The organism is Streptomyces sp. NPDC030809, from assembly GCF_055572195.1.
The window spans coordinates 10,554-21,974 of sequence record NZ_JBVIDV010000004.1 but is presented as its reverse complement, the minus strand read 5'-3'; the positions used below and the strand labels follow the sequence as shown (position 1 = coordinate 21,974).

The 11,421-nt window shown below is 73.3% G+C and carries 10 protein-coding genes; 2 read left to right on the top strand and 8 right to left on the bottom strand.

Translation table 11 applies throughout. The features are described from left to right. Window positions 1–33: 33 nt before the first annotated feature. Window positions 34–1,803 (top strand): arginine--tRNA ligase, encoded by a 1,770-nt coding sequence (argS, locus tag ACZ407_RS06810; RefSeq protein WP_468126108.1) that lies wholly within the window; start codon window positions 34–36, stop codon window positions 1,801–1,803. A 109-nt stretch (window positions 1,804–1,912) separates the two neighbouring features. Here the strand turns inward: argS and ACZ407_RS06805 are convergent, their stop codons facing one another. After that, window positions 1,913–2,647: a transporter substrate-binding domain-containing protein gene (locus tag ACZ407_RS06805; protein WP_468126107.1), complete on the bottom strand. Its 735-nt coding sequence runs from the start codon at window positions 2,645–2,647 to the stop codon at window positions 1,913–1,915. Window positions 2,648–2,838: 191 nt separating this feature from the next. Here ACZ407_RS06805 and ACZ407_RS06800 point away from each other — a divergent pair, with 191 nt between their 5' ends. Beyond that, on the top strand, window positions 2,839–3,390 hold the full coding sequence (locus tag ACZ407_RS06800) for a GNAT family N-acetyltransferase (protein ID WP_468126105.1): 552 nt from the start codon (window positions 2,839–2,841) through the stop codon (window positions 3,388–3,390). 18 nt (window positions 3,391–3,408) lie between these two features. On the opposite strand, the gene ACZ407_RS06795 is transcribed toward ACZ407_RS06800, so the two are convergent. From ACZ407_RS06795 to ACZ407_RS06765, 7 genes are all read right to left on the bottom strand, one after another. Next, window positions 3,409–3,681 (bottom strand): DUF1876 domain-containing protein, encoded by a 273-nt coding sequence (locus ACZ407_RS06795; protein WP_468126103.1) that lies wholly within the window; start codon window positions 3,679–3,681, stop codon window positions 3,409–3,411. A gap of 72 nt (window positions 3,682–3,753) precedes the next feature. After that, on the bottom strand, window positions 3,754–4,449 hold the full coding sequence (locus ACZ407_RS06790) for an alpha/beta fold hydrolase (RefSeq protein WP_468126101.1): 696 nt from the start codon (window positions 4,447–4,449) through the stop codon (window positions 3,754–3,756). 189 nt (window positions 4,450–4,638) lie between these two features. Beyond that, the gene (gene hemB / locus ACZ407_RS06785; RefSeq protein WP_468126099.1) at window positions 4,639–5,637 is read right to left on the bottom strand and encodes a porphobilinogen synthase; all 999 of its coding nucleotides are present in this window, start codon (window positions 5,635–5,637) and stop codon (window positions 4,639–4,641) included. 332 nt (window positions 5,638–5,969) lie between these two features. Further along, window positions 5,970–7,637 carry a bifunctional uroporphyrinogen-III C-methyltransferase/uroporphyrinogen-III synthase gene (locus ACZ407_RS06780; protein ID WP_468126097.1) on the bottom strand — a complete coding sequence of 556 codons (1,668 nt, stop codon included), beginning with the start codon at window positions 7,635–7,637 and terminating at the stop codon, window positions 5,970–5,972. Beyond that, window positions 7,634–8,620, bottom strand: coding sequence for a hydroxymethylbilane synthase (gene hemC / locus ACZ407_RS06775; protein ID WP_468126095.1), 987 nt, complete (start codon window positions 8,618–8,620; stop codon window positions 7,634–7,636). The genes ACZ407_RS06780 and hemC overlap by 4 nt, the downstream gene beginning before the upstream one ends. Beyond that, on the bottom strand, window positions 8,617–10,479 hold the full coding sequence (gene hemA, locus ACZ407_RS06770; RefSeq protein WP_468126093.1) for a glutamyl-tRNA reductase: 1,863 nt from the start codon (window positions 10,477–10,479) through the stop codon (window positions 8,617–8,619). Before hemA ends, hemC begins: the two co-directional genes overlap by 4 nt. Beyond that, the gene (locus tag ACZ407_RS06765; protein ID WP_468126092.1) at window positions 10,476–11,315 is read right to left on the bottom strand and encodes a redox-sensing transcriptional repressor Rex; all 840 of its coding nucleotides are present in this window, start codon (window positions 11,313–11,315) and stop codon (window positions 10,476–10,478) included. The genes hemA and ACZ407_RS06765 overlap by 4 nt, the downstream gene beginning before the upstream one ends. Between the last annotated feature and the right edge of the window lie 106 nt (window positions 11,316–11,421).

Here is an 11,421-nt window from a genome sequence, read left to right as displayed (position 1 = left end):
ACCACCCACGACGTCTCACAGGAACGGCAGCTCATGGCCTCGGTCCCTTCCCTCGCTTCCGCCGTCGAACAGCGTGTCTCCGCCGCACTCTCCTCCGCCCTGCCGGAGGCCGGTGCCGCCGACCCGCTGCTCCGACGAAGCGACCGGGCGGATTTCCAGGCCAACGGCATCCTGGCGCTCGCGAAGAAGGCGAAGGCCAACCCGCGCGAGCTGGCCGGCACGGTCGTGGACGGCCTCGACAAGGGCGGCGTGATCGCCGACGTCGAGGTCTCCGGCCCCGGCTTCCTGAACATCACCGTCTCGGACCGGGCGATCACCGAGACCCTGGCCGCGCGGGCCGCGGACGACCGGCTGGGCGTGCCGGTGAACGAGCACGCCGGGACGACGGTGATCGACTACGCGCAGCCGAACGTGGCCAAGGAGATGCACGTCGGCCACCTGCGGTCGGCGGTCATCGGCGCGGCCATGGTCGAGATGCTGGAGTTCACCGGCGAGAAGGTGGTCCGCCGCCACCACATCGGCGACTGGGGCACCCAGTTCGGCATGCTCATCCAGTACCTGATCGAGCACCCGCACGAGCTGGACCACAAGGCCTCGGACGCTTCGTCGGAGGAGTCCGGCGAGGAGGCGATGTCGAACCTGAACCGCCTCTACAAGGCCTCCCGGGCGCTGTTCGACGCGGACGAGGAGTTCAAGACCCGGGCGCGGGCCCGGGTGGTGGACCTCCAGGCCGGCGACGAGCAGACGCTCGCGATGTGGCAGCGGTTCGTGGACGAGTCGAAGATCTACTTCTACTCGGTGTTCGACAAGCTGGACATGGACATCCGGGACGCGGACATCGTCGGCGAGTCCGGCTACAACGACATGCTGGTGGAGACCTGCCGGCTGCTGGAGGAGTCCGGTGTCGCGGTCCGGTCGAACGGCGCGCTGTGCGTGTTCTTCGACGAGTTCAAGGGCCCGGACGGCCAGCCCACCCCGCTGATCGTGCAGAAGTCGGACGGCGGCTTCGGGTATGCGGCCACCGACCTCTCGGCGATCCGCGACCGGGTGGGCGGGCTGGGCGCCTCGACCCTGCTGTACGTGGTGGACGCCCGCCAGTCGCTGCACTTCAAGATGGTCTTCGAGACGGCCCGCCGGGCGGGCTGGCTCAACGAGGACACCAAGGCGGTGCAGCTGGCGTTCGGCACGGTCCTCGGCAAGGACGGCAAGCCGTTCAAGACCCGTGAGGGCGAGACGGTCCGGCTGGTGGACCTGCTGGACGAGGCGGTGGAGCGGGCCGCGGCCGTGGTCCGCGAGAAGGCCAAGGACCTCACCGAGGAGGAGATCGCCGAGCGGGCTGCGCAGGTCGGCATCGGCGCGGTGAAGTACGCGGACCTGTCCACCTCGGCGGCCCGCGACTACAAGTTCGACCTGGACCAGATGGTCTCGCTGACGGGCGACACCTCGGTCTACCTCCAGTACGCGTACGCCCGTATCCAGTCGATCCTGCGCAGGGCGGGCGACGCGAAGCCGGCGGCCCGTCCGGAGCTGGAGCTGGCCGCGTCCGAGCGGGCGCTCGGCCTGCACCTGGACGGCTTCGGCGCGCTGGTGGCCGAGGCGGCGGCCGAGTACGCCCCGCACAAGCTGGCCGCGTACCTGTACCAGCTGGCCTCGCTGTTCACGACGTTCTACGCCGAGTGCCCGGTCCTGAAGGCCGACACCCCGGAGCAGGTCGAGAACCGGCTGTTCCTGTGCGACCTGACGGCCCGCACCCTCACCAAGGGCATGTCCCTCCTGGGCATCCGCACCCCCGAGCGCCTCTGACCCGGGCCCTCCCCGCACGTGCGGCGGCCCCCCGCTCCTGCCGGGAGCGGGGGGCCGCCGCACGTCCGGACGCGAGCCGCCGTCCCGGCGGGCGGCCCGCCCGCGTGCGCTACGCCGGTGGCGCGGCCAGGTTCGGGGACTGGCCGGAGCGCTCCAGCGAGCCGGCCACGAAGCCGCTCGCCTTCAACTCCTCCACGAAGGCCCGCAGGTAGCCGACCGTCTCGGGCCTGCGGTCCCGGGTGGTGCCGACGGCCTGCCGGATCTGCATGAACGCCTCGTCGATCAGCCGCACCCCCGGGTGCGCGGCGGCGTACGCGGTGGCCGGCTGCCGGATCCCGGCCCCCGCCTCCAGCCCCTGCTCGCGGAACACGTCCACGCCCTCCGCCCCGCGCACCACGCTCGCGTGCTCCAGGGCGCGCGAGAGGAACAGGTCGTACGCGGAGCCCTCCTTGACCCCGATCCGCACGCCCGGCGCGTCCACGTCGGCCGGGCCGGCCGCCGCCGAGTCCGCCGGGACCACGTACACGCCCTCGATCAGCACGTACGGGGCGGTGAACGCCACCTCGGCCTCCCGGGCCGGGTCCACCGCGAGGAAGCAGATGTCGGCGCGCCCCTGCGCCATGGCCTCGTACGACTTGCGGGCGGCGTCGAAGCACAGGAACTCGACGGGCAGCCCGAGCCGGGCGGCCAGCTCCCGCGCGATGTCCACCGTGATCCCGGCGGGCCGCTCCGGCGTGCCCTGCGCGAGCACCGGGTTCCCCAGGTTGACGGAGGCCCGCAGCACCCCCTCGGGTGCCAGGTCCTCGACGATGTCCGCTGCGACTGCGACGTGTCCGTTCCCCATGCGGCGAAGCGTAGGCCACGGGCCGCTCACCGGATCGGGTGGGCGGCGGACCGGGCGGGCCGCCGATGCGGCGGCCGGCGGGTTCCGGCCGGGCGGCGGACCGGCCGCGGCTGAGTAGCATGCTGCCGACAGAGGCCGTGGGCATCCGGGAACGGGGCCTTGCCGGACCATCCCCCAGGGGAGATCGAGCTGTGCGTACGGACGTCACCCTCCACCCCCTCGACGAGGACCGGCTGCAGGCCCTCCTCGCCGCCGCCGTCGCCGACGCGGACCCGTACGAGGTCATGCCGCCGGTCGACGGGCCGCCGGGCTGGACCCCGCAGCGGCAGGACGCCTTCCTCGCCTTCCACCGCTCGCGGGCGCTCGCCGCCGAGCCGGTGGAGGTGACCTACACGATCGACGTCGGCGGGGTGGTCTCCGGCGCGGCCCGGCTCTGCCCCCTGGACGAGCCGCGGGACACGGTGGAGGCGGGCGTGTGGATCGGCCGCAGCCAGCGCGGCGCCGGGGTCGGCGGCGCGGTGCTCCAGCGGATGATCCAACTGGCCCGTGCGGCGGGCTTCGGCGCCCTGTACGTCAGCACCAAGCCGGAGAACACGGCGGTGCTGCGCCTCCTGGACGGGCTGGGCGCGGTCGCCAGCCGCGAGGGCGGCACCGTCACCTCGTGGATCGACCTGGGCGAGGACACCGCGGAGGGCCCGGACTCCCCGGACCGGGCGGAGACCGCGGAGGAACCGCGGCCCTGATGGACCGCGGTTCGCGCCTCAGCGGTTGATCGGGTACGAGTGCCGGCCGGTCTCCTGGTCGATCTCGGCGTGCGCCTTCTGCAGGAGCTGCGAGGACAGGTCCATGAGCGCCCGCGCCCCGGCGATCTCCTCGCCGACCCGCAGCTGCTCCGGGTCGGACGGGTGCCGCAGGGCGTAGCCGCGGCCCCTGAGCTCGGTGCCGTCGGCCAGCCTCAGCAGGCACACCGCGCTGGTGCGGTGGCCCTCATCCGTGAACTCGTTCTCTATGTGCCATCCCACGTGCGTGGACATCGTGGATCACCTCCGGAGGTCGCCCTCTTCCCTCCAGGGTGCGCCCGCCCGGGCCGCCGCGCACGGCGGGTCTCAGGCGGCGGCCGCCCGCCCCGCGGCGGCGCCCGCTTCCGCGCCCAGCAGGATCCGCACCAGCTCCTGCGGGGCGTCGCCCATGACGTCGTGGCCCGAGTCCACCGCGTGGACCTGCCAGCCGGGGTCGGCGCTCAGCCGCTCGTACAGGTCGTCGAAGGGGGACTCGCCGCCCCAGCCGGCCGCGTACACGAACTCGCGGGCGGCGACCGGGGGGTTGGAGAGCCGCAGGGCCTGGAGGAGGGTGGCCAGCGGGTGTGCGGTGGCGCGGGGGTCGAAGAAGGGCATCGGCTCGCTGGCGTGCCCGTCGGCGTCGGTGCCCTCCATGTACCACTCGCGCTGGTGCGGGGAGACCAGCGTCCAGCAGGAGTCCCCGTCCTCCGGGACGAGGGCGTCCACGTAGACCAGCCTGGCCACCCGCTCCGGGGCCCGGTCGGCGGCGCCGGTGATCACCATGCCGCCGTAGCTGTGGCCGACGAGCACCACGTCGTGCAGGTCCTCGTCCTCCAGCAGCCCGACGACGTCCTGGATGTGGGTGTCGAGGTTCACGGCGGCCGTCAGCAGGTGCTTGCGGGCACCGATGCCGGTGAGGGTGAGCGGGTAGGCGTGGTGGCCTTCGGCGCGCAGCGCGCGGGCGACGGGCTCGAAGGTCCAGGCGCCGTGCCAGGCTCCGGGGACGAGGACGTAGGTGGTCATCGGGCGCTCTCCTGATCGGCGGGCGGTCGCCCCGATCCTCCCGGACCCCCTTCGCGTATCGCTCGACCCGCACCGAACCGCCGCTCGCGCCCGAACGGACCGGCGGAGCAGGCGGACCAGCGGAGCAGGCGGACCGGCGGAGGAGGCGGGCCGCTGCCGGACGCGGCGGCCCGCCCTCCCCGTCGCCGCCTACTGGTCCTTGAGCCAGCCGGCGACCTCGGTCGCCCAGTAGGTGAGGATCGTGCCGGCGCCCGCGCGCTTGATGCCGAGCAGGGTCTCCATGATGGCCCGGTCGCGCTCGATCCAGCCCTTCTCGGCGGCGGCCTCGACCATCGCGTACTCGCCGGAGATCTGGTACGCGGAGACGGGCACGTCCACGGCCTGGGCGACCCGGTGGAGGATGTCCAGGTACGGTCCGGCCGGCTTCACCATGACCATGTCGGCGCCCTCTTCGAGGTCGAGCGCCAGCTCGCGCAGGGACTCGCGGGCGTTCGCCGGGTCCTGCTGGTAGGTCTTGCGGTCGCCCCGCAGCGAGGAGGCCACGGCCTCGCGGAACGGGCCGTAGAACGCGGAGGAGTACTTCGCCGTGTACGCCATGATCGACACGTCCTCGTGGCCGGTCTCGTCCAGCGCGTCGCGGATGACGCCGACCTGACCGTCCATCATGCCGCTGGGGCCCACCACGTGGACGCCCGCGTCGGCCTGGACCTGGGCCATCTCCGCGTACCGCTCCAGCGTCGCGTCGTTGTCGACCCGGCCGTCGGCGTCGAGGACCCCGCAGTGCCCGTGGTCGGTGTACTCGTCGAGGCACAGGTCCGACATGATGACCAGCTCGTCGCCGACCTCGGCCTTCACGTCGCGGATGGCGACCTGGAGGATGCCGTCCGGCTCGGTGCCGGCCGTGCCGAGCGCGTCCTTGTTCTCGTCCGCCGGGACGCCGAAGAGCATGATGCCCGCCACGCCCGCCGCGACCGCCTCGGCGGCGGCCTTCCGCAGCGTGTCCCGGGTGTGCTGGACCACGCCCGGCATCGCGGAGATCGCGATCGGCTCGCTGATGCCCTCGCGCACGAACGCCGGGAGGATCAGGTCCGAGGGGTGCAGCCGGTTCTCGGCGACCATCCGCCGCATCGCCGGGGTGGTGCGCAGCCGGCGGGGCCGCGAGCCAGGGAAGGAACCGTACGCGCTCATCTTCGTCGCCTCTTCGAGCCATCGACAACAGTCGCCCCAAGCCTAGGCCCCGGGGGCTCCGCCCCCGGCCCCCGGTCCTCGATCGCCGGACGGGGGCCATTCCAACCCCGCCGGGGAAAGCCGAACGCCCGCAGGGCTACATCAAGCCCCGCCAGGGAAAGCCGAACGCCGGCAGGGCTACATCAAGCCCCGCCCGGGGAAGCCGAACGCCCGCAGGCGCACAACAGCCCCCGCCAGGGAAAGCCGAACGCCGGCAGGGGCAAAATCAAGCCCCGCCGGCGTTTGAGGCGCGGGGGTCCGGGGGCGGAGCCCCCGAAACCGCCCGCGCAGCGTCAGGTCGTACGACGGCGCCGCGCCCCCGGCCGCCGCTCGCTCGGCCGGAACACCGCCTCACCGGCGGCCTTGGCCGCCTCCCGCCGCGCCGCCCCGTACTCCGCCAGCGCCTCCGCCAGCTTCGACACGCTCGGCTCGGGCGACAGCACGTCCACCCGCAGCCCGTGCTCCTCGGCCGTCTTGGCCGTGGCCGGACCGATGCACGCGATCACGGTCACGTTGTGCGGCTTGCCCGCGATGCCCACGAGGTTCCGCACCGTCGAGGAGGACGTGAAGAGCACGGCGTCGAACCCGCCGCCCTTGATCGCCTCGCGCGTGTCGGCCGGCGGCGGCGAGGCCCGCACGGTCCGGTAGGCGGTGACGTCGTCCACCTCCCAGCCCAGCTCGATCAGACCCGCGACCAGCGTCTCGGTCGCGATGTCGGCGCGCGGCAGGAAGACGCGGTCGATCGGGTCGAAGACCGGGTCGTACGGCGGCCAGTCCTCCAGCAGCCCGGCCGCGGACTGCTCCCCGCTCGGCACCAGGTCCGGCTTGACGCCGAACTCGACCAGCGCGGCGGCGGTCTGCTCGCCCACCGCGGCCACCTTGATGCCCGCGAACGCGCGCGCGTCGAGCCCGTACTCCTCGAACTTCTCGCGCACGGCCTTCACCGCGTTCACCGAGGTGAAGGCGATCCACTCGTAGCGGCCGGTGACCAGGCCCTTGACCGCGCGCTCCATCTGCTGCGGGGTGCGCGGGGGCTCGACGGCGATCGTCGGGACCTCGTGCGGCACCGCGCCGTACGAGCGCAGCTGCTCGGAGAGGGAGGCCGCCTGCTCCTTGGTCCGCGGGACCAGCACCCGCCAGCCGAACAGCGGCTTCGACTCGAACCAGGCCAGCTCGTCACGGCGCGCGGCGGCGCTGTGCTCACCGACCACGGCTATGACGGGCTGGTGCCCCTCGGGCGAGGGCAGCACCTTGCCCTGCTTGAACACCTGGGCGATGGTGCCCAGGGTGGCCGTCCAGGTCCGCTGCCTGGTCGTGGTGCCGGCCACGGTCACGGTCAGCGGGGTGTCGGGCTTGCGCCCGGCCGCCACCAGGTCCGCCGCGGCCGCGCCGACGGTCTCCAGGGTCGCCGAGACGACCAGCGTGCCGTCGCTGGCACCCGCCTCGGTCCAGCAGCGCGGGGAGGCGGTCTTGGCGTCCAGGAAGCGGACGTCCGCACCCTCCTTGTCGCGCAGCGGCACACCGGCGTACGCGGGCACGCCGACGGCGGTCGCGACGCCCGGGACCACCTCGAAGGGGATGCCCGCCGACGCGCAGGCGAGCATCTCCTCGGCGGCGCTGCCGTCCAGGCCGGGGTCTCCGGTGATGGCACGGACGACCCGCCTGCCGGAGCGCGCAGCCTCCATGACAAGATTGGCGGCATCCCGGATCACCGGGACACCGGCGGCCGTTGACGCCTCGTCAGCGACCGTCAGCTGCGGCGTGTCGACACCCGTGCGTGCATGGGAGCGTACGACCTCGAGCACCTCGGGCTCCGCGATCAGTACGTCCGCGGCGGCGAGGGCCTCGACGGCGCGCAGCGTGAGGAGTCCCGGGTCGCCGGGGCCGGCACCGAGGAAGGTGACGTGCCCCGCGGCGGCGACGGCCGGAAGCGCGGAGGTGGTGGAACTTGTGGGGCTCAAAGTGCTCGCTCCCCCATCAGACCGGCCGCGCCCTTGGCCAGCATCTCGTCCGCGAGTTCGCGGCCGAACGCCATGGCCTCGTCGTACGACCGGGGCACGGGACCGGTGGTGGACAGCTGCACCAGCGAGGATCCGTCGGTCGTGCCGACCACTCCCCGCAGGCGCATTTCGTTGACAGCCTGCCCGGCGCCGGACGCGTCGGCCGGCAGGAGGTCGGCAAGCGCGCCCACGGGTGCGCTGCAGCCGGCCTCCAGAGCCGCGAGCAGGGACCGCTCGGCGATCACGGCGGCCCGGGTGTCCGGGTCGTCGAGCGCGCCGAGCGCGGCGATCAGGTCCGCGTTGTCCGCGAGACATTCGACCGCCAGTGCCCCCTGGCCGGGGGCGGGCAGAACGTTGTCGACCGACAGGAAGTCGGTCGCCTCGTCGCTGCGTCCGATCCGGTTGAGACCGGCGGCGGCGAGCACCACGGCATCCAGCTCGCCGTTGTGGACGAACCCGATGCGGGTGTCGACGTTGCCGCGGATCGCGACCGTCTCGATGGTCTTGCCGAGCTGCTTCGCGTACGCGTTCAGCTGGGCCATGCGGCGCGGCGAGCCGGTGCCGACCCGGGCGCCGTCGGGCAGCTGCTCGAAGGTCAGCCCGTCGCGGGCGACCAGCACGTCCCGCGGGTCCTCGCGCGTGGGGATGGCCGCGAGCACGAGCTCCTCGGGCTGCGCCGTCGGCAGGTCCTTGAGGGAGTGCACGGCGAAGTCGACCTCACCGCGCAGCAGGGCGTCGCGCAGCGCGGTCACGAACACGCCGGTGCCGCCGATCTGCGCGAGGTGCTCCCGCGAGACGTCGCCGTACGTGGTGATCTCCACGAGCTCGACGGGCCGGCCGGTGAGGGCGCGCACCGCCTCGGCGACGTGCCCGGACTGGGACATGGCCAGCTTGCTGCGCCGCGTTCCGAGCTTCAGCGGCTGCTGGGCAGGGCCTGAGTTCATGATGCCCGTCCTGTGTTCGTGACGCTCTGCACGTCACCGTCGGTCGTATCGGCCCGGCTGACGGATGCCACCGTCTCCGGGTCGAGGTCGAAGAGTTCCCGCAGCGCCTCCGCGTACCCGGCGCCGCCGGGCTCGCTCGCGAGCTGCTTGACCCGCACGGTCGGTGCGTGCAGGAGTTTGTCGACGACGCGGCGCACGGTCTGGGTGACCTCGGCGCGCTGGCGTTCGTCCAGATCGGGCAGCCGCCCGTCGAGGCGCGCGACCTCGCTCGCCACGACCTCCGCGGCCATCGCGCGCAGCGCGACGACGGTGGGCGTGATGTGCGCGGCCCGCTGCGCGGCACCGAACGCGGCGACCTCGGCCGCCACGATCTCGCGTACGAGCTCCACGTCGGCGGCCATCGGCGCGTCGGCGGACGCCTCGGCGAGGGACTCGATGTCCACCAGCCGGACCCCGGGGATGCGGTGCGCGGCCGCGTCGATATCCCGCGGCATGGCGAGGTCGAGGAGGGCGAGGCGCACGGGGGCGCCGTTGCTGTGCTGCACCCGGCCGCCCTTGCGCGGCGCCCGCTGCGCGGCGGCTTCGCCCTGGTCGGCCCAGGCCCCGTGCAGTTCGAGCGAACTGGCGTCCACGCCGGTCAGCGCAGCCCGCCCGTCAGGCCCGACCGGACACCCTTCGGCGTCCTCCACCACGGCGGCCCCGAGCGTGCGAGCAGCCCCCGCATCGGCAATCCGCCCATGCACCTCAACCGCAACGGCAAGCCGCGCAACGGCCTCAAGATCAACCGAATCCAGCCCCACCGCCGCTTGACGCACGGAGTCCGGGACAGAGCCCCGTACGGCTTCGGCGGCACGCTGCATCGCAGGCCGCCCCGGCTCGGGGGCAACATCCAGCCCCGCCGGCGCTTGAGGCGCGGGGTCCGGGGCAGAGCCCCGACCTTCCAGCCCCACCGGCGTTTGAGGCGCGGGGTCCGGGGCGGAGCCCTGGTTCGGGAAGGGGCGGGTAGGGGAAAGCCCCGCAGGGCCGTCCACGGCAACCGCACCCGCCACGTCGTCCCCGGTCAGCACCAGCCCGGTCGCCCCCGTACAGGACACCGCGACGTCCACCCGCCCCAGCTCCCCGAGGACGGAGTCCATGGGAACGGCCCGCGCCGCCACGGCCCCGGACCCACCCAGGATCTCCACCAGCCGCTCGGCCCGCGCCAGCGTCCGATTCGCGACGACCACCTCAGCCACACCCGCGCGAGCCAGCGTCGCCGCCGCCAGCGAGGACATCGACCCCGCCCCGATGACCAGCGCCCGCTTCCCCGCCGCCCAGGACTCCACGTCCGTGCCGACGGCCAGCTGCTCCAGCCCGAAGGTCACGAGCGACTGCCCGGCCCGGTCGATCCCGGTCTCGGAGTGCGCCCGCTTGCCGACGCGCAGCGCCTGCTGGAAGAGGTCGTTGACGAGCCGCCCGGCGGTGTGGAGCTCCTGCCCGAGCGCGAGCGCGTCCTTGATCTGGCCGAGGATCTGGCCCTCGCCGACGACCATGGAGTCCAGCCCGCAGGCCACCGAGAAGAAGTGGTGGACGGCCCGGTCCTCGTAGTGCACGTAGAGATACGGAGTGAGCTCCTCGAGCGCGACCCCGCTGTGCTGGGCGAGCAGCGTGGACAGCTCGGCTACACCGGCGTGGAACTTGTCCACGTTGGCGTACAGCTCGATCCGGTTGCAGGTGGCCAGCACGGCCGCCTCGGTCGCCGGTTCGGCGGCGAGGGTGTCGTGCAGCAGCTTGATCTTGGCGTCCTGGGTCAGCGCGGCGCGCTCCAGGACACTGACGGGCGCGCTGCGGTGGCTCAGTCCGACGACGAGCAGGCTCATGCCGGCATCACCGCCGGCACGTCCCCGTCGGGACCGCCCTTGCCGGACCGCCCGGCCACACCCGCACCCGCACCGGAGCCCGCGCCCGTACCCGCACCGGCACCCGCACCCGCCGCCGAAACGGCGGCCCCGGAGCCGGCACCCGGAGCGACCGGCGCCACGGCCGTGCCCTCCTCGCCGGCCTTCCGCTGCTCGTGGAAGGCGAGGATCTGCAGCTCGATGGAGAGGTCCACCTTGCGCACGTCCACGCCCTCGGGCACCGACAGCACAGTCGGCGCGAAGTTCAGGATGGAGGTGACCCCGAGGGCGACCAGCCGGTCGCACACCTGCTGGGCCGCCCCGGCGGGGGTGGCGATGACGCCGATGGAGACGCCGTTGTCCTCGATGATCCGCTCGAGTTCGTCGGTGTGCTGGACCGGCATGCCCGCGACCGGCTTGCCCGCCATCGCCGGGTCCGCGTCGATCAGCGCGGCCACGCGGAAGCCGCGCGAGGCGAAACCGCCGTAGTTGGCCAGGGCGGCGCCGAGGTTTCCGATGCCGACGATGACGACGGGCCAGTCCTGGGTGAGGCCCAGTTCGCGGGAGATCTGGTACACGAGGTACTCGACGTCGTAGCCGACCCCGCGGGTGCCGTACGAGCCGAGGTACGAGAAGTCCTTGCGCAGCTTGGCGGAATTGACGCCGGCGGCGGCCGCGAGCTCCTCGGAGGAGACGGTGGGCACCGAACGCTCGGACAGCGCGGTGAGGGCCCGCAGGTACAGCGGAAGCCGAGCGACAGTGGCCTCGGGAATGCCTCGGCTGCGGGTCGCCGGTCGGTGAGTTCGGCCAGTTGCCACGATGCTCCTGCGGGATGAGCGGGGCTGCAGGCGGCCACTTGTCCCAGGACCGCCCCGTCGAATGCAGGCTATGTCTTTGTGAACGCGTGCACAAAGATTGTGTCCA